Source organism: Pseudomonas sp. ADAK2 TE3594, from assembly GCF_053628675.1.
The window spans coordinates 1,305,866-1,327,154 of sequence record NZ_JBRJGV010000001.1 but is presented as its reverse complement, the minus strand read 5'-3'; the positions used below and the strand labels follow the sequence as shown (position 1 = coordinate 1,327,154).

The window sequence follows — 21,289 nt, the reverse complement described above, 5'->3', positions numbered from 1 at the left end:
AACCCATCGGGAATAAACCCGCTCGACACATATTGGGTTGTGCCAGTGGGCAGGCTGGAGCCATTCAGTGGGATGAGGATCAGCCGTTGAGTAACGCGGCGTTGCTTATGGCCTCTTCGCGAGCAAACCCACAATGGGATTTGTGTCTGGCCACAGGTTTGTCTGTTGTCCCCACGCCCTCTCCCTTGTAGAAAGCCCATCCACAAAATTCTGCATAGGGACTTTCGATGAAGGGAAGCTGATCAGGCACTGGTGGCCAACATCACCGACATGACCACCCAGATCGCTGCCGCCACCGAAGAGCAAAGTGCCGTCGCCGAAGAAATCAGCCGTAACATCAGCAACATCTCACAACTGGCTGACCAGACCTCGGAACAGGCACAGCACTCGGCGCTGTTGAGTGAAGAACTGACCAAGACCGCGAATACCCAGTATTCGTTGGTGGAGCGGTTTAATCGCTGATTGCTGCTGGAAAGACAAAAACCCGGACGGTGAAAACTTCCGGGTTTTTTATTGCCTGGCAGATCGCTTTCGCGGGCAAGCCTCGCTCCTACAGGTAATCAGTGCCCGCATGATCGACGCATGACCCGTAGGAGCGAGGCTTGCCCGCGAAGAGGCCCTGACTGCAGGCGAAAATCTCACTGGAGAAACTCGGACACCTTCCCCGCCGCAGCCGCCAAATGCTGCTCATGACTAAACCCCGAAGCCTTCAACGGCTTCAAATCATGGTCCGCCGCCGCCAGCCAGAACACCTCGATACTCGGCGCCAACGTGTAAGCCTCGACGGCCTCCCGATTACCCAGCGCATCCCGCTCACCCTGCACGATCAACGTGCGAGTCTTCAGCGCCGCCAGATGCTCAACCCGCGGCTTCTCCGGTTTGCCCACCGCATAAAACGGATACCCCAGGCACACCAACGCATCCGCGCCCAACTCATCGGCCAACAAACTCGCCATCCGCCCGCCCATGGACTTGCCGCCAATGGCCAGGCGCCCAGCGACATGGCGTCGCACCACGGCATACACCTCACGCCAGCATTCCTGCAATTTGGGCGCCGGGTTCGGGGGACGCTTACCGCCATCGATACGCCGCTGTGCCATGTAGGGAAACTCGAAACGCAACACGTTGACCCCATGCGCGGCAAGGCGCGTAGCCACGTCGCACATCCAGTCGCTGTCCATCGGCGCACCGGCGCCGTGAGCGAGAATCAGCGTCGCCGAGGCCGGCGCCGTGGCGGCATTCCACAACCATCCGTGATCCCGCACACACTGCGCCCATTGATCCCCGTCAATACTGGCCTTGTGCTCTTTGTCCATGCTTGCCTCGCTTTTAGTCTGCCTATAACTCCAGGCGAAGGGAGCGCCTGCCTTGCGGCTTACTCGCAAAGACGGGCCCTCACTTCGTCTGAACCGTGGATGGGGAACCATGAACACTTCTATCAGTACCGCCTACAACTACAAGGTGGTCCGCCAATTCGCCATTATGACGGTGGTGTGGGGCATCGTCGGCATGGGGCTCGGGGTTTTTCTCGCCGCCCAGTTGGTCTGGCCCGAACTCAACTTCAATCTGCCGTGGACCAGCTTCGGCCGCCTGCGCCCGCTGCACACTAACGCGGTGATCTTCGCTTTCGGCGGTTGTGCCCTGTTCGCCAGCTCGTTCTATTCGGTGCAACGCACCTGCCAGACCCGATTGTTCGCGCCAAAAATCGCCGCGTTCTGCTTCTGGGGCTGGCAATTGGTGATCTTGCTGGCGGCCATCAGCCTGCCACTGGGTTACACCAGTTCCAAGGAGTACGCCGAACTGGAATGGCCGATCGACATCCTGATCACCATCGTCTGGGTGGCCTACGCCGTGGTGTTCTTCGGCACGATCATGCAGCGCAAGACCAAACACATCTATGTCGGCAACTGGTTCTTCGGTGGATTCATCATCACCGTGGCGATCCTGCACATCGTCAACAACCTGGAATTGCCGGTGAGTTTCACCAAGTCCTACTCGGTGTACGCCGGTGCGACCGATGCCATGGTGCAGTGGTGGTATGGACACAACGCCGTAGGCTTTTTCCTCACCGCCGGTTTCCTCGGGATGATGTACTACTTCGTGCCGAAACAGGCCGAGCGCCCGGTGTATTCCTATCGGCTGTCGATCGTGCACTTCTGGGCGCTGATCACCCTGTACATCTGGGCCGGCCCTCATCACTTGCACTACACCGCGCTGCCGGACTGGGCACAGTCGCTGGGCATGGTGATGTCGCTGATCCTGCTGGCGCCAAGCTGGGGCGGGATGATCAACGGCATGATGACGCTCTCGGGCGCCTGGCATAAGTTGCGCAGCGACCCGATCCTGCGCTTCCTCGTGGTGTCGCTGGCGTTCTACGGCATGTCGACCTTCGAAGGGCCGATGATGGCGATCAAAACAGTGAACGCCCTCTCCCACTACACCGACTGGACCATCGGCCACGTTCACGCCGGCGCGCTCGGCTGGGTGGCGATGATTTCCATCGGTGCGCTGTACCACATGATCCCGAAAGTCTTCGGCCGTGCGCAGATGCACAGCATCGGCCTGATCAACGCGCACTTCTGGCTCGCGACCATCGGCACCGTGCTGTACATCGCGTCCATGTGGGTCAACGGAATTGCCCAAGGCCTGATGTGGCGCGCCGTCAACGAGGACGGAACGCTGACCTATTCCTTCGTTGAAACCCTGGTGGCCAGCCACCCAGGCTTCGTCGTGCGCCTGGTAGGCGGTGCGATCTTCTTCAGCGGCATGTTGCTGATGGCCTACAACACCTGGCGCACCGTGCGGGCCTCGCAGCCTGCCGAAGCCGCCGCTGCCGCGCAGATCGCCTGAGGAGGCCGCCATGAAACACGAAACAATCGAGAAAAACGTCGGCCTGCTGATGTTGCTGATGGTGCTCGCCGTGAGCATCGGTGGCCTGACCCAGATCGTCCCGCTGTTCTTTCAGGACGTGACCAATAAACCGGTGGAAGGCATGAAGCCCTACACCGCGTTGCAACTGGAAGGTCGTGACATTTACATCCGCGAAGGCTGCGTCGGTTGCCACTCGCAAATGATCCGCCCGTTCCGCGCCGAGACCGAACGCTACGGCCACTACTCGGTGGCCGGTGAAAGCGTGTGGGATCACCCGTTCCTGTGGGGCTCGAAACGTACCGGCCCGGACCTCGCCCGGGTCGGTGGTCGCTACTCCGAAGACTGGCACCGCGCGCACTTGTACAACCCGCGCAACGTGGTGCCGGAATCGAAGATGCCGGCCTACCCGTGGCTGGTGGACAACAAGGTCGATAGCAGCCACACCGAAACCAAGATCCGCGCCATGCGCACCCTCGGCGTGCCGTACACCGACGAAGACATCGCAGGCTCAGTCGCCTCGCTCCAGGGCAAGACCGAAATGGACGCCCTGGTCGCTTACCTGCAAGTGCTTGGCACATCCATCAAGAGCAAGAGGTGAGCCATGGTCGTTGAAATGAGCAGTGGAATGATCCGCGGCCTGGGCACGGTCGTGGTGTTCGTGGCCTTCGTCGGCCTGACCCTGTGGGTGTTCAACAGCAAGCGCAACCCGGAATTCGCCGAAGCGCGCCTGCTGCCGTTCGCCGACGAACCGCAATCCGAAAACAGCACCCAACAAGAATCCGCCACAAGGAGTACCCGGTCATGACCACCTTCTGGAGTACGTGGATCTGCGTACTGACCATCGGCAGCCTGATCGGCCTGACCTGGCTGCTGATTGGTACGCGCCGAGGGGAAACCAAGGGCAGCACCGACCAGACCATGGGCCACAGCTTCGACGGCATCGAGGAATACGACAACCCGCTGCCGCAGTGGTGGTTCATGCTGTTCGCCGGCACGTTGGTGTTTGCCGTCGGCTACCTGATCCTTTACCCGGGCCTGGGCAACTGGAAAGGCATCTTGCCCGGTTATGAGGACGGCTGGACCGGTGTCCACGAATGGGAAAAGGAGATGAACAAGGCTGACGCGAAGTTCGAGCCGATCTTCGCCAAATTTGCTGCCATGCCGGTCGAAGAAGTGGCCAAGGACCCGCAAGCGCTGAAAATGGGCGGCCGTCTGTTTGCGTCCAATTGCTCGGTGTGCCACGGCTCGGATGCCAAGGGCGCGTTCGGCTTCCCTAACCTGGCCGACAGCAATTGGCGCTGGGGCGGCGATGCCGAAATGATCAAAACGACAATCATGGGCGGTCGCATGGCTGCAATGCCGGCCTGGGGAGAAATCCTCGGCGACGCCGGAGTGAAGAACGTCGCCGCCTATGTGCGTCATGAACTGGCCGGCCTGCCTTTACCTGCCGACAACGGTGCCGACCTGCACGCCGGACAGCAAGCGTTCAGCACGATGTGCGTAGCCTGTCATGGGGCAAACGGCCAGGGCACTGAAGCCATGGGAGCGCCGAACCTGACGCAACCGGCCGGATTCATCTACGGTACAAGCCTGGCGCAACTGCAACAAACCATTCGCCATGGCCGCCAGGGCCATATGCCGGCGCAGAACGAACTGCTCGGCAACGATAAAGTGCAATTGTTGGCCGCTTATGTGTACAGCCTGTCGCATGGCTTGAATACAGAGCGTTTGCAGGCTGAAGGCAAAAACGAATAATTCTCGACCGCTCTGCTGCCGCATTCTTCCGGATGCGGCAGTTCTCTGCCCCTTTGCGACTCATTGTCGCACCCTTCCTTGGTCTTCCTTTCGGTTCGCCGGATTCGGGTCTAAGCTTCCCTGCGATGCGGACTGGCCAGCGCCGGTTCCAGGTCGATTCAACCCGATGTGTTCGACGAGTTTGCTCGATGACAGGCCGCAAAGGCTGGTAGACACCGGCTATCGTCCCCATTGCCCTCTGTTACCCGATCGTCGTGTTTGAACATACCCCGTTACAACTGACCTGAACCCCTCGCCTCTTTCATCCGTTGCGACATTTTGTCCGAGGGCAATTTTGTCCTTACGCGGCGCATGGAAAGGCCGCAGAATCAGCTTTTGAAAGCATTGACCTGCGTCATGGCGCGTTGCAATGACCCCCCGCTTTCTACATACTTGCGGCCGATTTTTACTCCTAATAAAACACCCAAACCGTGGAACCTTAGAATGAGCACAGCAATCAGTCCGACTGCTTATAACTATAAGGTAGTCCGCCAGTTCGCCATCATGACGGTGGTCTGGGGGATCCTTGGCATGGGGCTCGGTGTCTTCATCGCCTCGCAACTGGTCTGGCCGGAGTTGAACTTCGGTCTGGCATGGACGAGCTTTGGACGCCTGCGCCCGCTGCACACCAACCTGGTGATTTTCGCCTTCGGTGGTTGTGCTCTGTTTGCCACTTCCTATTATGTCGTGCAGCGAACCTGCCAAACGCGACTGATTTCCGACAGCCTCGCGGCCTTCACCTTCTGGGGTTGGCAAGCGGTGATCGTCGGCGCGATCGTTACCTTGCCGATGGGTTTCACTACCACCAAGGAATACGCGGAACTGGAATGGCCCCTGGCTATTCTGCTGGCCATCGTCTGGGTCACCTACGGTCTGGTGTTCTTCGGCACCATCGTCAAGCGCAAGACCAAGCACATCTATGTCGGTAACTGGTTCTACGGCGCCTTCATCGTCGTGACCGCGATGCTGCACATCGTCAACCACGCGTCCCTGCCGGTCAGTTTCTTCAAGTCCTACTCGGCTTACTCGGGTGCGACCGATGCGATGATCCAGTGGTGGTACGGCCACAACGCGGTAGGTTTCTTCCTGACCACCGGCTTCCTGGGGATGATGTACTACTTCGTTCCGAAGCAGGCCGAGCGTCCGATCTACTCCTATCGTCTGTCGATCGTGCACTTCTGGGCGCTGATCACCCTGTACATCTGGGCCGGTCCGCACCACCTGCACTACACCGCATTGCCGGACTGGGCTCAGTCCCTGGGCATGGCGATGTCGATCATCCTGCTGGCACCAAGCTGGGGCGGCATGATCAACGGCATGATGACCCTGTCGGGCGCCTGGCATAAGCTGCGCACCGACCCGATCCTGCGTTTCCTCGTGGTATCGCTGGCGTTCTACGGCATGTCGACTTTCGAAGGCCCGATGATGGCCATCAAGACCGTCAACTCGCTGTCGCACTACACCGACTGGACCATCGGCCACGTACACGCCGGCGCTCTTGGCTGGGTAGCGATGATTTCGATCGGCGCGATCTACCACATGGTCCCGAAACTGTTCGGTCGTACGCAGATGCACAGCATCGGCCTGATCAACACGCACTTCTGGCTTGCGACCATCGGTACCGTGCTGTACATCGCCTCAATGTGGGTCAACGGCATCACCCAGGGTCTGATGTGGCGTGCAATCAACGATGACGGCACCCTCACCTACTCGTTCGTTGAAGCGCTGCAAGCCAGCCACCCGGGTTTCATCGTTCGCGCCCTGGGCGGTGCGTTCTTCGCCAGCGGCATGCTGTTCATGGCCTACAACGTATGGCGTACCGTACGTGCCTCGAACCCGGCTGAAGCCAAAGCTGCTGAACAGATTGCTGTAGTTGGAGCTCACTGATGAAGCATGAAGCAGTCGAGAAGAATATTGGCCTGCTGGCCTTCTTCATGGTTATCGCCGTCAGCGTCGGCGGCCTGACTCAAATCGTTCCGCTGTTTTTCCAGGACGTCACCAACAAGCCGGTCGAGGGCATGAAGCCTCGCACCGCCCTTGAGCTGGAAGGTCGCGACGTGTACATCGCCAACGGTTGTGTCGGCTGCCACTCGCAGATGATCCGCCCGTTCCGTGCTGAAACCGAACGTTACGGCCACTACTCGGTCGCCGGTGAAAGCGTTTGGGACCACCCGTTCCTGTGGGGCTCCAAACGTACCGGTCCGGACCTGGCCCGTGTCGGCGGTCGTTACTCCGATGACTGGCAGCGTGCGCACTTGTACAACCCGCGCAACGTAGTGCCTGAGTCGAAAATGCCGGCCTACCCGTTCCTCGTGGAAAACAAGCTCGACGGCAAAGACACCGCCAAGAAAATGGAAGTCTTGCGCACGCTCGGCGTCCCTTACACCGACGAAGACATCGCCGGCGCCAAGGATGCTGTGAAGGGCAAAACCGAAATGGACGCGCTGGTGGCCTATCTGCAAGGCCTGGGCACCATCATCAAAAGCAAACGGTGATTTAGATGGATATCGGGATGATTCGTGGCCTGGGCACCGTTGTTGTGATGGTGGCCTTCATCGGTCTGGCGCTGTGGGTGTTCAGCCCCAAGCGCAAGTCGGAGTTTGAAGACGCGACCTTGCTGCCTTTCGCGGATGATCCCGAAGCCATCAAGCACGTCGAGCAAGCTTCTAGGAGTAACAAAGAATGACTACGTTCTGGAGTCTGTACGTCACAGTCCTCAGTCTCGGCACCATCTTCGCCCTGACCTGGCTGCTGCTGTCCACCCGCAAGGGCCAGCGCAGCGAATCCACCGATGAAACGGTCGGCCACTCCTTCGACGGGATCGAGGAGTATGACAACCCGCTGCCGAAATGGTGGTTCATGCTGTTCGTGGGCACCATCATCTTCGCCCTTGGCTATCTGGTGCTGTACCCGGGCCTGGGTAACTGGAAAGGCTTGTTGCCGGGTTACAACTACCTCGATAACGAGAAGCAGACCGCGTTCGCCAACGGCCAGACTGGCTGGACCGGCGTTCACGAATGGGAAAAGGAAATGCTCAGGTCGGACGCCAAGTTCGGCCCGATCTTCGCCAAGTTTGCTTCCATGCCGATCGAAGAAGTCGCCAAAGACCCACAAGCCCTGAAGATGGGTGGCCGCCTGTTCGCCTCCAACTGCTCGGTCTGCCACGGTTCCGACGCCAAAGGCGCCTACGGCTTCCCTAACCTGACCGACGCCGACTGGCGCTGGGGCGGTGATGCGCAAACCATCAAGACCACCATCATGGGTGGTCGTCATGCCGTGATGCCGGCCTGGGCTGCGGTTATCGGCGAACAAGGTGTCAGCGATGTTGCCGCTTACGTGCTGACCAACCTCGATGGCCGCAAGCTGCCGGAAGGCGCCAAGGCTGACCCGGTTGCCGGCCAGAAACTGTTCGCTGCCAACTGCGTGGCGTGCCACGGTCCGGCAGGCAAAGGTACGCCAGCGATGGGCGCACCTGACCTGACCCACCCGGCGGCGTTCATCTACGGCTCGAGCTTCGCTCAACTGCAGCAGACCATCCGTTACGGCCGTCAGGGCCAGATGCCTGCGCAAGAACAGCTGCAAGGCAACGACAAGGTTCACCTGCTGGCCGCTTACGTCTACAGCCTCTCTCACGGTGAGAAGGCAGCGGACGCGAACGCCCAGTAAGGCAAACGCCTGACACAAAAAAAGCCCCGCCAATGAAAATTGGCGGGGCTTTTTTGTATCAGCAATGTGCTCATAACTTGAGACAAATGCTTAATAGACTCGAATTTCAGTGCCCTGTAGCGTTCATTCCCACCCTGACGACCAACGTCAGGGCCAACTTTCATGGAAGAACCACATGTCAAAGAATGACGACAACAGCATGCCACTTCATCAGCCCTCCCCCAGCCTGCATGACGACATTGAACCAGCGTTTCAGGACGCGGCAGACGTTAAACCTGAAGATTCAGCGACAGGTGCAGGCGCGCAAAATACCAGAATCAGGTCTTTCGCCGACATAACTGACCTGGAAGACGCAGATGGCGTGGATAGAAAACGTGATACCGGCAGTGGACTGGATAGCCTGGGAGGCGGCAGGCTGCCCTGATTCCCGGCACAGCCCATCAAACATTTACTGACGCTACAAAAACGGCCTCTCATCTGAGAGGGGCCGTTTGCATTCGAGCCGGCGGGGTTAAAGGTCGCGATCTCCGAAGCGGGTGATCAGGCAAGGCTGGGTTGAGCACAATAATTTCAACTTGCTGGATCACGAGCCTGGTAGTAACGTTTCTACATCGGCATTTTCAGGAGCCCACGCATGATGGCCATCACTACCATTTCCAGCCGTGAATTCAACCAGGACACAAGTAGTGCCAAAAAAGCCACGCGTAATGGGCCGGTTATCATCACCGACCGTGGCAAGCCTGCACACGTACTGCTAAGCATTGAGGAGTACCAAAAATTGACTGGCATAAACGCAAACATCGTCGACCTGTTGGTGATGCCAGAAGCAGCAGACATCGAATTCGAAACCGAGCGTACCGTGATCATTCATCGACCCGTGGATCTGTCCTGATGTTCTTACTCGACACCAACGTGATTTCTGAACTGCGCAAACCCCAGGCTGATGCGAATGTCGTCGCCTGGGCCAAAAGTGTCATCGCGCCACGCCTGTTTATTTCGGCCATTACCTTGAAAGAACTGGAGACAGGGGTTCTTCGAATGGAGCGTCGTGATCCTGTTCAGGGGAAGGTATTGCGCACCTGGCTGAAGCGCCACGTTATACCGGCCTTCGATGCCAGAATCTTGCCGGTCGATGCCGCCGTGGCACTACGCTGTGCCAGCTTGCATGTTCCGGATCGTGCCAATGAAAGCGACGCCCTGATCGCAGCGACTGCATTGGTTCATGGCCTTACTGTGGTCACCCGAAACATCAGCGATTTTCAATCCAGCGGTGTTGCACTGATCAATCCGTGGGACGAATGAGTTCGCCGCCCCTGCAAAACCGTCCATAATTCACAAGTCAATTGATTCAAGTCAATACACCATCAATTGATTTCCCCCAACGCGACCAAAGGTCGCACCCTTGCGCTAGAGCTACAGGCGTATCATTGCGCCACTGCAACACCTCTTTTTGACCGCGGTCGGCACGTACTGACCGGGGCATTTTTCCACTGCCGTGGGATGCAATGATGAGCAATCAGATTCCGGTACACGACGTTACTCCGCCTGCCAAGAACGCGAACAACAGCGTCGACCTCTATGCCTCTCGAGAAAAGATCTACACCCGAGCCTTCACCGGCCTGTTCCGCAACCTGCGGATGATCGGCGGTGCCGGACTGTTTCTGCTGTATTTCGGCACGGTATGGCTGAACTGGGGTGGTCATCAGGCCGTCTGGTGGAACCTGCCGGAGCGTAAATTCTTCATTTTTGGCGCGACCTTCTGGCCTCAGGATTTCATCCTGCTCTCGGGCATTCTGATCGTCAGTGCCTTTGGCCTGTTCTTCATCACCGTGTATGCCGGTCGGATCTGGTGCGGCTACACCTGCCCGCAAAGCGTCTGGACCTGGATCTTCATGTGGTGCGAAAAAGTCACCGAAGGCGACCGCAACCAACGCATCAAGCTCGACAAGGCGTCGATGAGCGCCAACAAGTTCCTGCGCAAATTCAGCAAGCACACGATGTGGCTGCTGATCGGTTTCGTGACCGGCATGACCTTCGTCGGTTACTTCTCACCGATTCGCGAACTGGTGCTCGATTTCTTCACCGGCCAGGCCGATGGCTGGTCGTATTTCTGGGTCAGCTTCTTCACCCTCGCCACTTACGGCAACGCCGGCTGGTTGCGCGAGCAAGTGTGCATTTACATGTGCCCGTACGCACGCTTCCAGAGTGTGATGTTCGACAAGGACACACTGATCGTCTCCTACGACCCGCGCCGTGGCGAAAGCCGTGGCCCGCGCAAGAAAGGCATCGACTACAAGGCTCAGGGCCTGGGCGATTGCATCGACTGCACCATGTGCGTCCAGGTCTGCCCCACCGGGATCGACATTCGCGACGGCCTGCAAGTCGAATGCATCGGCTGCGCGGCGTGCATCGACGCCTGCGACAGCATCATGGACAAGATGGATTACCCGCGCGGCCTGATCAGCTACACCACCGAGCACAACCTGTCGGGGCAAAAAACCAATAAACTGCGTCCGCGCCTGATCGGCTATGCCACGGTGCTGCTGGCGATGATCGCGTTGCTGATGACCGCGTTCTTCATGCGTTCGCTGGTCGGTTTCGATGTCAGCAAAGACCGCGTGCTGTACCGCGAGAACGCCGAAGGCCGGATCGAAAACGTCTACAGCCTGAAGATCATGAACAAGGACCAGCGCGACCACACGTACGTGCTGGAAGCCACCGGCCTGCCGGACCTCAAGCTGCAAGGCAAGCGCGAGATCAAAGTCGCCGCCGGGGAGATTTTCAGTCAGCCGGTCGAACTGTCCAGCGCACCGGAACAACTGCCGTCGAGCACCAACGAGGTGAAATTCATCCTCAAGGATGCCGATGACGCCAACGTCCACGTTGAAGCCAAGAGCCGATTCATCGGCCCACAAATTCGTTGAGAGAAGTGATCATGCCCGCAGCAACTGCCGCAAGTCCCTGGTACAAGCACCTTTGGCCGTGGATCATCATCGCCATCCTGGCCTGCTCGGTGACTTTGACCCTGTCGATGGTGACCATCGCGGTGAACAACCCCGACAACCTGGTCAACGACAACTATTACGAGGCTGGCAAGGGCATCAACCGTTCTCTGGACCGCGAACTGCTGGCCCAGACCCTGCAACTGCGAGCCAGTGTGCATCTGGATGACGTGACCGGCGAAGTCGACCTGCGCCTGAGCGGCAACAGCACGCCTGCAACCCTTGAGCTGAACCTGATTTCGCCCACCCAACCGGAGAAAGATCGCAAGATCACCCTGGCCCGCAGCGAAACCGAACAGGGCCGCTACATCGGCCAGTTGAGCGACAAGATCGAAGGTCGTCGCTTTGTCGAATTGCTGGGCGTGCAGGATGACAAGATCTGGCGCATGTTCGAAGAAGAACAGGTCAGCCATGCCAAGGATCTGCTGCTGGGCGATGAGCCGCTGCAAGGCGCGGAAGACCTGAAAAAATAAAGTCGCGCTTCGCGCTTCGCGAGCAGGCTCGCTCCCACAGTGGATCTGCGGCGCACATGAATCTTGTGCACGACATCGATCAAATGTGGGAGCGAGCCTGCTCGCGATGAGGCCCTTCCGGACGATATAGATTCCAGCTCATGAGTACTCCTACCCCCTGCTACCACTGCGCCCTGCCCGTCCCGGCCGGTAGCCGCTTCACGGCCGCCGTCCTCGGGGATACCCGCGAGTTCTGCTGCCCGGGTTGCCAGGCAGTGGCCGAGGCCATCGTGGCCGGTGGGTTGGAAAGCTATTACCAGCATCGCAGCGAAGCCTCGGCCAACCCCGAAGCCTTGCCGGTACAGTTGGTGGATGAGCTGGCGCTGTACGACCGCGCCGACGTGCAGAAACCCTTTGTCCGCCACGAAGGCGAACTCGCCGAAACCACCCTGCTGATGGAAGGCATCAGTTGCGCCGCCTGCGGCTGGTTGATCGAGAAACACCTGCGCGCCTTGCCAGCGGTGGCCGAAGCACGCCTGAACCTGTCCAATCATCGCCTGCATGTGCGCTGGGCCGACGCGCAATTACCACTGAGCCAGGTGCTCAGCGAATTGCGCCACATCGGTTACGCCGCCCACCCCTATCAGGCCGACCGCGCCAGTGAACAACTGGCCAGCGAAAACCGTCTGGCGCTGCGTCAACTCGGTGTCGCCGGGCTGCTGTGGTTCCAGGCGATGATGGCAACGATGGCCACCTGGCCGGAATTCAACATTGACCTCAGCCCCGAGCTGCACACCATCCTGCGCTGGGTCGCGCTGTTTCTGACCACGCCGATCGTGTTTTACAGCTGCGCGCCGTTTTTCAAAGGGGCAATGCGCGATCTGCGCACCCGTCACCTGACCATGGACGTCTCGGTGTCGCTGGCGATCGGCAGTGCCTATATCGCCGGAATCTGGACCTCGATCACCGGGGTTGGCGAGCTGTATTTCGATGCGGTGGGGATGTTCGCGCTGTTCCTGCTGGCCGGGCGTTATCTGGAGCGTCGTGCCCGGGAACGCACCGCCGCCGCGACCGCTCAGCTGGTCAATCTGTTGCCCGCCTCCTGCCTGCGGCTGAGCGCCGACGGCCAGAGCGAACGGATTCTGCTCAGCGAGTTACGCGTAGGCGATCAGGTGCTGGTGCATCCCGGTGCGATCCTGCCGGCCGACGGCAAGATCCTCGACGGTCAGTCGAGCATCGACGAATCCCTGCTGACCGGCGAATACCTGCCACAACCACGGACCCCGGGAGATGCCGTCACCGCCGGCACCTTGAACGTTGAAGGTGCGCTGACCGTGGAAGTCCTGGCGCTGGGCCAGGACACGCGACTGTCGGCCATCGTCCGCCTGCTGGATCGCGCCCAGGCCGAAAAGCCACGACTGGCGGAAATCGCCGACCGCGCCGCCCAATGGTTTTTGCTGTTGTCGCTTATCGCGGTGGCTGCCATTGGCCTGCTGTGGTGGGAACTGGACTCTTCGCGAGCGTTCTGGATTGTCCTGGCGATGCTGGTTGCCACGTGCCCATGCGCCTTGTCGCTGGCCACGCCAACCGCCCTCACCGCCGCCACCGGCACGCTGCACAAGCTCGGTCTTTTGTTGACGCGCGGTCATGTGCTGGAAGGCCTGAACCAGATCGACACGGTAATTTTCGACAAGACCGGCACCCTCACTGAAGGTCGCCTGGCCTTGCGTTCGATCCGGCCTCTTGGGGCTCTGACCAGCGATCAATGCCTGAGCCTCGCCGCTGCCCTGGAAAACCGCTCCGAGCACCCGATTGCCCGGGCTTTTGGTCGCGCACCGCTGGCCGCCGAAGAAGTCCACAGCACGCCGGGCCTTGGCCTGGAGGGGTTGGTCGGCGCCCAACGCCTGCGCATTGGCCAACCGGGTTTTGTCTGCGAACTCAGCGGCACTCAAACGCCAGTAATGCCCGATGAGCCCGGCCAATGGCTGTTGCTCGGCGACAGCCAAGGGCCGCTGGCGTGGTTCGTGCTCGATGACCGTCTACGCAGCGATGCGCCCACCCTGCTGGCGGCCTGCAAGGCTCGCGGCTGGCGCACGTTGCTGCTGTCCGGCGACAGCTCGCCGATGGTCGCCAGCGTCGCTGCCGAATTGGGCATCGACGAGGCCCGTGGTGGTTTGCGTCCGGACGATAAATTGCAGGTGCTGCAACAACTGCACAAGGAAGGCCGCAAGGTGTTGATGCTCGGTGACGGGGTCAACGATGTGCCGGTGCTGGCCGCCGCCGACATCAGCGTGGCGATGGGTTCGGCCACCGATCTGGCGAAAACCAGTGCCGACGCGGTACTGCTGTCGAACCGCCTCGACGCGCTGGTGCAAGCCTTCAGCCTGGCCCGTCGCACCCGTCGGGTCATCATCGAGAACTTGCTGTGGGCGGCGCTGTACAATGGCCTCATGTTGCCGTTCGCCGCCCTCGGCTGGATCACTCCGGTATGGGCAGCGGTTGGCATGTCGATCAGTTCGTTGACCGTGGTGCTCAATGCCCTGCGCCTGACTCGCCTGCCGAGCTCGCAGCCTGCCAGCACCACGCCAGAAACCCGCCCGCTGCCGGCCTGAGCCGCGCGGGCATGGAGTCCAGATGCCAGCTCTCTACGTGATGATCCCGGCCGCGCTGCTGATCGTGGCCATCGCTATCTATATCTTCTTCTGGGCGGTCGACAGCGGTCAGTACGACGACCTCGACGGCCCGGCCCACAGCATCCTGTTCGACGATCAGGACCCGAACCACAAGGCAGCGGTCGACGAGGCCAGCGGTCATCCGGCCAAACCGGACGACAAGGCGCCACCCCATGCTTGAGTTGGCGCCACTGCTGGTGTCTGCGCTGATCCTCGGCCTGCTCGGTGGAGGGCATTGCCTGGGCATGTGCGGCGGATTGATGGGCGCGCTGACCCTGGCGATCCCCAAGGAACAACGCAGCCGACGCTTTCGATTGTTGCTGGCTTACAACCTGGGGCGAATTCTCAGCTACGCCGCTGCCGGCCTGCTGATCGGCCTGGCCGGCTGGGCCGTGGCCAATAGCCCGGCGGCGATGTTTATGCGCATCCTCGCCGGGCTTCTGCTGATCGCCATGGGCCTGTACCTGGCCGGCTGGTGGAGCGGCCTGACCCGCATCGAAAGCCTCGGCCGTGGCCTGTGGCGGCATATCCAGCCGGTGGCCAACAAACTGTTGCCAGTATCGAACCTGCCCCGCGCCCTGCTGCTCGGCGCACTGTGGGGCTGGCTGCCGTGCGGGCTGGTTTACAGCACGTTGCTGTGGTCGGCGAGCCAGGGCAATGCACTGGACAGTGCATTGCTGATGCTGGCATTCGGTTTAGGCACCTGGCCGGTGCTGCTCGCCACAGGGCTGGCGGCCGAGCGAGTCACGGCGTTGTTGCGCAAACGCAGCGTACGCATGACCGGTGGCTTGCTGGTGATGGTGTTCGGTATCTGGACCTTGCCGGGGCCGCATCAGCATTGGCTGATGGGGCATTAGATCGGCAGTGGCGCCATCGCGGGCAAGCCCGCTCCCACAGGATTTGAGGATTGCCCAATTCGGTGATCCAAACACAACCCTGTGGGAGCGGGCTTGCCCGCGATGAGGCCCGCACCTGCAACACGAATCCCGACCCTTGATGCAAATCAAGATGCCTTTGCGCACTTCTCCCTAGACTCGCCCACACTGCCAGCCTATCCGGGGGAATGCCCGCATGCTCGACGCCATTCGTTGGGACACAGATCTGATCCGCCGTTATGACCTGGCGGGACCGCGCTATACCTCGTACCCGACCGCCGTGCAATTCGACAGCCAGGTCGGCACCTTCGACCTGTTTCATGCCCTTCGCGACAGCCGCAAGGCCCTGCGGCCGCTGTCGCTGTATGTGCACGTGCCGTTCTGCGCGAACATTTGCTACTACTGCGCCTGCAACAAAGTCATCACCAAGGACCGTGGCCGCGCCCTGCCCTATTTGCGGCGCCTGGAACAGGAAATCCAGCTGATTGCCTGCCACCTCGACCCGACGCAAAAAGTCGAGCAACTGCATTTCGGCGGCGGCACACCGACCTTTCTCAGCCACGACGAACTGCGCCAGTTGATGGCTCAGCTGCGCAAACATTTCAATCTGCTGGACGACGATTCCGGCGACTACGGCATCGAGATAGACCCTCGCGAGGCCGACTGGTCGACCATGGGCCTGCTTCGGGAATTGGGCTTCAACCGGGTCAGTATCGGCCTGCAAGACCTCGACCCGGCGGTACAACGTGCGGTCAATCGCCTGCAAAGCCTGGAAGAAACCCGTGCGGTGATCGATGCCGCCCGAACCCTGCAATTTCGCTCGATCAACATCGATCTGATCTACGGCCTGCCGAAGCAGACGCCCGAGAACTTCGCCCGCACCGTCGACGAAGTCATCAGCCTGCAACCGGACCGGCTCTCGGTGTTCAACTACGCCCATCTGCCGGAACGCTTCATGCCGCAACGGCGGATCAACGACAACGATCTACCGGCTCCGGCACAGAAGCTGGAAATGCTCCAGCGCACCATCGAACAACTGACAGCCGCCGGTTACCGCTACATCGGCATGGACCATTTCGCCCTGCCCGATGATGAATTGGCGATTGCTCAGGAAGAATCGACCCTGCAACGTAACTTCCAGGGCTACACCACCCACGGTCATTGCGATTTGATCGGCCTGGGGGTATCGGCCATCAGCCAGATCGGCGATTTGTACTGCCAGAACAGCAGCGACCTGAACCAGTACCAGAACGCGCTGGCCAGCGCACAGCTGGCCACCAGTCGTGGTCTGCTGTGTAACACCGATGACCACCTGCGACGTGCGGTCATCCAGCAACTGATCTGCCATTTCAGCCTGGAATTCGCCCGGATCGAACAAGCCTTCAACATCGACTTTCAGGGTTACTTCGGCGAACTCTGGCCACAGTTGCAGGGAATGGCGGACGACGGACTGATCGAACTTGATAACGAACGGATTACCGTACTGCCCGCCGGACGATTACTGGTGCGTTCGGTGTGCATGGTGTTCGACGCGTACCTGGAACAGCAAAATCGCCAGCGGTTTTCACGGGTTATCTAGCCATCAGCTCATGGCCAGTCTGCGAAACGCTGATTTTACGACCCTGCGACAAAATCGCCGCGTGCCTGAATGTCCTCCCGTGGGTTACCCTTACGTCTTATGTGTGTTTTCCCACAAGGATTGAAGAAATGTCCGAGCCAGTAAAGCTGCGCGCTCATAGCCAGGCCCATTGCAAGGATTGCAGCCTGGCCCCTCTCTGCCTGCCACTTTCTTTGAATCTGGAAGACATGGATGCGCTGGACGATATCGTCAAACGTGGTCGCCCGCTGAAAAAAGGCGAGTTCCTGTTTCGCCAGGGCGACACGTTCGATTCCGTTTATGCAGTACGCTCCGGCGCCCTGAAGACTTTCAGCCTGAGCGATGGCGGCGAAGAGCAGCTCACTGGCTTCCATTTGCCGAGTGAACTGGTCGGCCTGTCGGGCATGGACACTGAAAAGCACCCGGTCTCGGCGCAAGCCCTGGAAACCACCTCGGTGTGCGAGATTCCTTTCGATCGCCTCGACGAACTGGCCCTGCAACTGCCACAACTGCGCCGTCAGTTGATGCGGGTGATGAGCCGCGAGATTCGCGACGATCAGCAGATGATGTTGCTGCTGTCGAAGAAAACCGCCGACGAGCGCATCGCCACGTTCCTGGTCAACCTGTCGGCACGTTTCCGTGCCCGGGGCTTCTCGGCCAACCAGTTCCGGTTGAGCATGTCGCGCAACGAAATCGGCAATTATCTGGGTCTGGCGGTGGAAACCGTGTCCCGCGTGTTCACCCGTTTCCAGCAAAACGAACTGATCGCCGCCGAAGGCAAGGAAATCCACATCCTCGATCCGATCCAGCTCTGCGCCTTGGCCGGCGGTTCGCTCGAAGGCTGATAGCAACGATTGCGGCTGAGCGAAACGGTTCAGCCGCCGTTATACTGCGACGTTTGCAGCCCGCCAGGACACTTCGACGATGGTCTTCGACTCCTTCGACATCAAATCCCTGATCCGTCCCGTGATCGACTTCCCCAAGCCGGGCGTGATCTTTCGCGATATCACTCCGTTGTTCCAGTCACCCACGGCCCTGCGCCTGGTGATGGACAGCTTTGCCCATCGTTACGTCGAGGCCGACTTCACCCACATCGGCGCCATGGATGCCCGTGGCTTCCTGATCGGTTCGATCCTGGCCTATCAGTTGAACAAACCGCTGGTGCTGTTCCGCAAGCAGGGCAAATTGCCGGCCGACGTGCTGGCCGAGGGTTATCAGACCGAGTACGGCGAAGCCTTTCTCGAAGTCCATGCCGACAGCCTGTGTGAGGGTGATGCGGTGGTGATGTTCGATGACCTGATCGCCACTGGCGGCACGCTGATTGCGGCGGCCAACCTGATTCGGCGCATGGGTGCGCGGGTGCATGAAGCGGCGGCGATCATTGATTTGCCAGAGCTGGGTGGTTCACAGCGGCTGGAAGACATGGGGATTCCGACGTTTTGCCTGACGCAGTTTGCCCTTACCGATAAATAAGCAGCGTCTGTACTGACGCCATCGCGGGCAAGCCCGCTCCCACAGGGATTGTCGTTAACTACAAATCTTGTATACGACAAAAATCACTGTGGGAGCGGGCTTGCCCGCGATGGCGTCAGCCGCAACACCGCAAAAACTCAAAGCCCCATCTGCTTGCTGATGATCTCGTTCATCACTTCCCGCGTCCCGCCGCCGATCGACAGAATCCGGTTATCGCGGTACAGCCGCTCCACCAGACTTTCACGCATGTAACCCAGACCGCCCAGAATCTGCACCGCATCGGTCGTGATGCGATCAGCCGTGTCAGTAGCAAAATTCTTGGCCATGGAAATCTCCTTGATCACACTGTGCCCAGCGGCCATTTTCGCCGCCTGGCGGTAGGTGAACTCCCGTGACACCTCCAGCGCCGTGGCCATTTCCGCGAGTCGGTGCTTGAGCACCTGGAACTTGCCGATGGGTTTACCGAAGGCTTCGCGCTGACGAGCCCACTTCAGGCTCTCCTCCAGCGCCAACTGCGCGGTCATGTTGGCCATCAGTGCCAAGGCCAGACGCTCGCTCTGGAAGTTGCCCATGATGCAGGCGAAGCCCATGTTCTCGGCACCGATCAGATGGCTAACCGGCACCCGGCAATCATCGAAAAACAGTTCGGCGGTGTCCGACGCCCACCAGCCCATTTTCTTCAACTGACGACCGACGGTGAACCCAGGCGTGCCCTTCTCGATCAGCAGCAAACTGATACCGCCAAATCCCGGCTCGCCGGTGCGCACCGCGACGGTGTAAAAATCCGCCCGAACGCCGCTGGTAATGAAGGTTTTGCTGCCGCTGACCCGGTAACAGTCGCCGTCGCGCACGGCGCGGGTTTGCAGGTTGGCGACATCTGAGCCACCACTGGGCTCGGTGACGGCCAGGGCGCTGATCTTCTCGCCCGCCAGCACCTGAGGCACAACACGATCGCGGATGTCGGGCCTGGCCCATTTGAGGATCGGTGGCAGACCAATGTCCAGCGAGCCCAGCCCCGCGACCAGACCACCGGAACCGCAGCGCATGAGTTCTTCACTGGCGGCGATCTTGGCGAACACATCGCCTTCGTGACTGCCGCCCAACGCTTCGGGATACCCAATGCCCAGAATCCCCGCCGCGCCGGCCTTGAGGTAGAGCTCACGGGGGAAGCTTTCGGCTTCTTCCCACTGATCGATGTCCGAAAGAATCTCGCGTTCGACGAAACGTCTGACGCTGTCGCGGACCAATTGGTGGCTGGGGTCGAAGTATTCCTGAAAGGCAGGCATCGGCGAGCTCCACTGAAGGTTCAGCGAAGTTAACCGAGCGCTTGCTTGGTTTTCAATAGAGTCGTGTAAATCAGATGGACCGAGGTGCATTCTTCGCGGGCAAGCCTCGCTCCTACGGATATCGGTTGTTCGCGAATATTCGCACGACGCAAAACCGTAGGAGCGAGGCTTGCCCGCGAAGGGGCCTGTTCAGACGCTACAAGGTAATCGGCTTACGCCCGGCAAACGAATGCGCCAATGTCCCGCCATCCACCAATTCCAGCTCACCGCCCAACGGCACGCCATGAGCGATGCGCGAAGCGATCAGGCCTTTGTTGCTGAGTAACTGGGCGATGTAATGCGCTGTGGCCTCACCTTCCACCGTCGGGTTGGTGGCGAGGATGACTTCAGTGAACGTGCCCGCCTCTTCGATTCGCGTCATCAGTTGTGGAATGCCGATGGCTTCCGGACCCAACCCGTCGAGCGGCGACAGGTGGCCCTTGAGTACGAAGTAGCGACCGCGGAAACCGGTCTGCTCCACCGCGTACACATCCATCGGACCTTCCACCACACACAGCAAGGTGTCGTCACGGCGTTGATCGGCGCATTGCGGGCACAGATCGTCTTCGGTCAGCGTGCGGCACAAGCGGCAGTGGCCCACCCCTTCCATGGCCTGGCTCAGCGCCTGGGCCAGTCGCGAACCGCCGCTGCGATCACGCTCAAGCAGTTGCAACGCCATGCGCTGGGCAGTTTTCTGACCCACACCCGGCAAAATTCGCAGGGCATCGATCAGTTGGCGAATCAAAGGGCTGAAGCTCATGGGGAAAAGTCCGACATAACAACGAGACGCGGTTTATACCCGCGCCTCTGTTTAGCGTCAAATAACAGCGTCAATTACTCAGTCCACGCAACCCGCACCACCTGTTTACCGAAGTTGCAGGACTGCTTGAGAGTCGATGCTTGCGGCATGTGAACGTCTCCTTGATCGATGAATTTCGGCTGTATAGGGAGCAGACTTTTGTGGCGCTGTCGGGTTCGAAGTTTCGTCAGTTGTACCGAGGTGACTTCATCGCGGGCAAGCCTCGCTCCCACAGGATTCAGGTGATCCCTGTGGGAGCGGGCTTGCTCGCGAAGGCGATGTGTCAGGCAATATCAATGTTGACTGTGCCGCCGTCTTCGCGGGCAAGCCTCGCTCCTACAAGAGGGGCGCAGAAACAAAAATGCCAGGCGCGATGCCTGGCATTTTTTTGTAACCCATCGATGCGCGTTGGCGAATCAGAATGGCAGTTTCATACCCGGTGGCAATTGCATGCCAGCGGTCACGCCGGACATTTTGTCCTGGCTGTTGGCTTCGATCTTGCGCACGGCGTCGTTGACGGCTGCGGCGAATACCGCCTCCAGCATTTCTTTGTCGTCTTCGCTCAGGCCTTCGACCAGGCTTGGGTCGATGGTCACGCGCTTGACGTCGTGACGACCGGTCATTACCACGGTGACCATATCACCGCCGGCTTTACCGGTGACTTCGGCGTTGGCCAGTTCTTCCTGCATCTTGGCCATTTTTTCCTGCATCTGCTGCGCCTGCTTCATCAGGCCGGCCATGCCACCTTTCATCATGGGAATCA

23 protein-coding genes and 1 pseudogene are annotated in these 21,289 nt (G+C 59.8%); 20 read left to right on the top strand and 4 right to left on the bottom strand.

Going from position 1 to position 21,289, the window contains the following annotated elements:
• Positions 1-234: 234 nt before the first annotated feature.
• Positions 235-462, top strand: a pseudogene (locus tag AB7M22_RS06065) (chemotaxis protein); the annotation flags it as partial.
• A gap of 176 nt (positions 463-638) precedes the next feature.
• Here AB7M22_RS06065 and AB7M22_RS06060 read toward each other — a convergent pair.
• Entirely contained in the window at positions 639-1,316 is a 678-nt protein-coding gene (locus AB7M22_RS06060) for an alpha/beta family hydrolase (RefSeq protein ID WP_454185559.1), read from the bottom strand.
• Between the two features lie 109 nt (positions 1,317-1,425).
• Here AB7M22_RS06060 and ccoN (AB7M22_RS06055) point away from each other — a divergent pair, with 109 nt between their 5' ends.
• From ccoN (AB7M22_RS06055) to AB7M22_RS05965, 19 genes are all read left to right on the top strand, one after another.
• Positions 1,426-2,850: a cytochrome-c oxidase, cbb3-type subunit I gene (ccoN, locus tag AB7M22_RS06055; RefSeq protein ID WP_454185558.1), complete on the top strand. Its 1,425-nt coding sequence runs from the start codon at positions 1,426-1,428 to the stop codon at positions 2,848-2,850.
• A gap of 10 nt (positions 2,851-2,860) precedes the next feature.
• Positions 2,861-3,469 (top strand): cytochrome-c oxidase, cbb3-type subunit II, encoded by a 609-nt coding sequence (ccoO, locus tag AB7M22_RS06050; RefSeq protein ID WP_454185557.1) that lies wholly within the window; start codon positions 2,861-2,863, stop codon positions 3,467-3,469.
• Positions 3,470-3,472: 3 nt separating this feature from the next.
• Complete coding sequence (locus tag AB7M22_RS06045) at positions 3,473-3,676, top strand: cbb3-type cytochrome oxidase subunit 3 (protein WP_007905441.1); 204 nt, start codon at positions 3,473-3,475, stop codon at positions 3,674-3,676.
• Entirely contained in the window at positions 3,673-4,626 is a 954-nt protein-coding gene (gene ccoP / locus AB7M22_RS06040) for a cytochrome-c oxidase, cbb3-type subunit III (protein WP_454185556.1), read from the top strand. The genes AB7M22_RS06045 and ccoP (AB7M22_RS06040) overlap by 4 nt, the downstream gene beginning before the upstream one ends.
• Before the next feature lie 483 nt (positions 4,627-5,109).
• Complete coding sequence (ccoN, locus tag AB7M22_RS06035) at positions 5,110-6,552, top strand: cytochrome-c oxidase, cbb3-type subunit I (protein WP_454185555.1); 1,443 nt, start codon at positions 5,110-5,112, stop codon at positions 6,550-6,552.
• Positions 6,552-7,160, top strand: a complete 609-nt coding sequence (gene ccoO, locus AB7M22_RS06030; RefSeq protein WP_007905434.1) for a cytochrome-c oxidase, cbb3-type subunit II — start codon at positions 6,552-6,554, stop codon at positions 7,158-7,160. The genes ccoN (AB7M22_RS06035) and ccoO (AB7M22_RS06030) overlap by 1 nt, the downstream gene beginning before the upstream one ends.
• A gap of 5 nt (positions 7,161-7,165) precedes the next feature.
• On the top strand, positions 7,166-7,351 hold the full coding sequence (locus AB7M22_RS06025) for a CcoQ/FixQ family Cbb3-type cytochrome c oxidase assembly chaperone (protein ID WP_003175465.1): 186 nt from the start codon (positions 7,166-7,168) through the stop codon (positions 7,349-7,351).
• Positions 7,348-8,331, top strand: a complete 984-nt coding sequence (gene ccoP, locus AB7M22_RS06020; RefSeq protein ID WP_008007047.1) for a cytochrome-c oxidase, cbb3-type subunit III — start codon at positions 7,348-7,350, stop codon at positions 8,329-8,331. The genes AB7M22_RS06025 and ccoP (AB7M22_RS06020) overlap by 4 nt, the downstream gene beginning before the upstream one ends.
• Positions 8,332-8,506: 175 nt before the next feature.
• Positions 8,507-8,755 carry a hypothetical protein gene (locus AB7M22_RS06015; protein ID WP_454185554.1) on the top strand — a complete coding sequence of 83 codons (249 nt, stop codon included), beginning with the start codon at positions 8,507-8,509 and terminating at the stop codon, positions 8,753-8,755.
• A 213-nt stretch (positions 8,756-8,968) separates the two neighbouring features.
• Entirely contained in the window at positions 8,969-9,223 is a 255-nt protein-coding gene (locus AB7M22_RS06010) for a type II toxin-antitoxin system Phd/YefM family antitoxin (protein WP_032835014.1), read from the top strand.
• The gene (locus AB7M22_RS06005; RefSeq protein WP_048395292.1) at positions 9,223-9,633 is read left to right on the top strand and encodes a type II toxin-antitoxin system VapC family toxin; all 411 of its coding nucleotides are present in this window, start codon (positions 9,223-9,225) and stop codon (positions 9,631-9,633) included. The genes AB7M22_RS06010 and AB7M22_RS06005 overlap by 1 nt, the downstream gene beginning before the upstream one ends.
• Before the next feature lie 206 nt (positions 9,634-9,839).
• Complete coding sequence (gene ccoG / locus AB7M22_RS06000) at positions 9,840-11,255, top strand: cytochrome c oxidase accessory protein CcoG (RefSeq protein ID WP_454185553.1); 1,416 nt, start codon at positions 9,840-9,842, stop codon at positions 11,253-11,255.
• An 11-nt stretch (positions 11,256-11,266) separates the two neighbouring features.
• Entirely contained in the window at positions 11,267-11,806 is a 540-nt protein-coding gene (locus tag AB7M22_RS05995; RefSeq protein ID WP_008007039.1) for a FixH family protein, read from the top strand.
• A gap of 140 nt (positions 11,807-11,946) precedes the next feature.
• A complete protein-coding gene (locus AB7M22_RS05990) occupies positions 11,947-14,397 on the top strand; it encodes a heavy metal translocating P-type ATPase (RefSeq protein WP_454185552.1) in 2,451 nt (816 codons plus the stop codon).
• Between the two features lie 22 nt (positions 14,398-14,419).
• Positions 14,420-14,638, top strand: a complete 219-nt coding sequence (ccoS, locus tag AB7M22_RS05985; RefSeq protein ID WP_007905420.1) for a cbb3-type cytochrome oxidase assembly protein CcoS — start codon at positions 14,420-14,422, stop codon at positions 14,636-14,638.
• Positions 14,631-15,314, top strand: a complete 684-nt coding sequence (locus AB7M22_RS05980) for a sulfite exporter TauE/SafE family protein (protein WP_030128460.1) — start codon at positions 14,631-14,633, stop codon at positions 15,312-15,314. The genes ccoS and AB7M22_RS05980 overlap by 8 nt, the downstream gene beginning before the upstream one ends.
• Positions 15,315-15,528: 214 nt before the next feature.
• Positions 15,529-16,911, top strand: a complete 1,383-nt coding sequence (gene hemN / locus AB7M22_RS05975) for an oxygen-independent coproporphyrinogen III oxidase (protein ID WP_454185551.1) — start codon at positions 15,529-15,531, stop codon at positions 16,909-16,911.
• Between the two features lie 128 nt (positions 16,912-17,039).
• Positions 17,040-17,774 (top strand): fumarate/nitrate reduction transcriptional regulator Fnr, encoded by a 735-nt coding sequence (gene fnr / locus AB7M22_RS05970; RefSeq protein WP_123360018.1) that lies wholly within the window; start codon positions 17,040-17,042, stop codon positions 17,772-17,774.
• Between the two features lie 79 nt (positions 17,775-17,853).
• Positions 17,854-18,402 carry an adenine phosphoribosyltransferase gene (locus tag AB7M22_RS05965; RefSeq protein ID WP_007905416.1) on the top strand — a complete coding sequence of 183 codons (549 nt, stop codon included), beginning with the start codon at positions 17,854-17,856 and terminating at the stop codon, positions 18,400-18,402.
• Between the two features lie 137 nt (positions 18,403-18,539).
• Here the strand turns inward: AB7M22_RS05965 and AB7M22_RS05960 are convergent, their stop codons facing one another.
• The 3 genes from AB7M22_RS05960 to AB7M22_RS05950 form a co-directional block, all read right to left on the bottom strand.
• Positions 18,540-19,688 carry an acyl-CoA dehydrogenase family protein gene (locus AB7M22_RS05960; RefSeq protein ID WP_454185550.1) on the bottom strand — a complete coding sequence of 383 codons (1,149 nt, stop codon included), beginning with the start codon at positions 19,686-19,688 and terminating at the stop codon, positions 18,540-18,542.
• A gap of 196 nt (positions 19,689-19,884) precedes the next feature.
• Entirely contained in the window at positions 19,885-20,487 is a 603-nt protein-coding gene (gene recR / locus AB7M22_RS05955) for a recombination mediator RecR (RefSeq protein ID WP_454185549.1), read from the bottom strand.
• 455 nt (positions 20,488-20,942) lie between these two features.
• On the bottom strand, positions 20,943-21,281 hold the full coding sequence (locus AB7M22_RS05950) for a YbaB/EbfC family nucleoid-associated protein (protein WP_007905413.1): 339 nt from the start codon (positions 21,279-21,281) through the stop codon (positions 20,943-20,945).
• Positions 21,282-21,289: the final 8 nt, after the last annotated feature.

Bases quoted from the DNA above. Each gene is read 5' to 3' on its own strand.
- AB7M22_RS06060 (WP_454185559.1), bottom strand. From the start codon at position 1,316: ATGGACAAAGAGCACAAGGCCAGTATTGACGGGGATCAATGGGCGCAG.
- ccoN (WP_454185558.1), top strand. From the start codon at position 1,426: ATGAACACTTCTATCAGTACCGCCTACAACTACAAGGTGGTCCGCCAA.
- ccoO (WP_454185557.1), top strand. From the start codon at position 2,861: ATGAAACACGAAACAATCGAGAAAAACGTCGGCCTGCTGATGTTGCTG.
- AB7M22_RS06045 (WP_007905441.1), top strand. From the start codon at position 3,473: ATGGTCGTTGAAATGAGCAGTGGAATGATCCGCGGCCTGGGCACGGTC.
- ccoP (WP_454185556.1), top strand. From the start codon at position 3,673: ATGACCACCTTCTGGAGTACGTGGATCTGCGTACTGACCATCGGCAGC.
- ccoN (WP_454185555.1), top strand. From the start codon at position 5,110: ATGAGCACAGCAATCAGTCCGACTGCTTATAACTATAAGGTAGTCCGC.
- ccoO (WP_007905434.1), top strand. From the start codon at position 6,552: ATGAAGCATGAAGCAGTCGAGAAGAATATTGGCCTGCTGGCCTTCTTC.
- AB7M22_RS06025 (WP_003175465.1), top strand. From the start codon at position 7,166: ATGGATATCGGGATGATTCGTGGCCTGGGCACCGTTGTTGTGATGGTG.
- ccoP (WP_008007047.1), top strand. From the start codon at position 7,348: ATGACTACGTTCTGGAGTCTGTACGTCACAGTCCTCAGTCTCGGCACC.
- AB7M22_RS06015 (WP_454185554.1), top strand. From the start codon at position 8,507: ATGTCAAAGAATGACGACAACAGCATGCCACTTCATCAGCCCTCCCCC.
- AB7M22_RS06010 (WP_032835014.1), top strand. From the start codon at position 8,969: ATGGCCATCACTACCATTTCCAGCCGTGAATTCAACCAGGACACAAGT.
- AB7M22_RS06005 (WP_048395292.1), top strand. From the start codon at position 9,223: ATGTTCTTACTCGACACCAACGTGATTTCTGAACTGCGCAAACCCCAG.
- ccoG (WP_454185553.1), top strand. From the start codon at position 9,840: ATGAGCAATCAGATTCCGGTACACGACGTTACTCCGCCTGCCAAGAAC.
- AB7M22_RS05995 (WP_008007039.1), top strand. From the start codon at position 11,267: ATGCCCGCAGCAACTGCCGCAAGTCCCTGGTACAAGCACCTTTGGCCG.
- AB7M22_RS05990 (WP_454185552.1), top strand. From the start codon at position 11,947: ATGAGTACTCCTACCCCCTGCTACCACTGCGCCCTGCCCGTCCCGGCC.
- ccoS (WP_007905420.1), top strand. From the start codon at position 14,420: ATGCCAGCTCTCTACGTGATGATCCCGGCCGCGCTGCTGATCGTGGCC.
- AB7M22_RS05980 (WP_030128460.1), top strand. From the start codon at position 14,631: ATGCTTGAGTTGGCGCCACTGCTGGTGTCTGCGCTGATCCTCGGCCTG.
- hemN (WP_454185551.1), top strand. From the start codon at position 15,529: ATGCTCGACGCCATTCGTTGGGACACAGATCTGATCCGCCGTTATGAC.
- fnr (WP_123360018.1), top strand. From the start codon at position 17,040: ATGTCCGAGCCAGTAAAGCTGCGCGCTCATAGCCAGGCCCATTGCAAG.
- AB7M22_RS05965 (WP_007905416.1), top strand. From the start codon at position 17,854: ATGGTCTTCGACTCCTTCGACATCAAATCCCTGATCCGTCCCGTGATC.
- AB7M22_RS05960 (WP_454185550.1), bottom strand. From the start codon at position 19,688: ATGCCTGCCTTTCAGGAATACTTCGACCCCAGCCACCAATTGGTCCGC.
- recR (WP_454185549.1), bottom strand. From the start codon at position 20,487: ATGAGCTTCAGCCCTTTGATTCGCCAACTGATCGATGCCCTGCGAATT.
- AB7M22_RS05950 (WP_007905413.1), bottom strand. From the start codon at position 21,281: ATGATGAAAGGTGGCATGGCCGGCCTGATGAAGCAGGCGCAGCAGATG.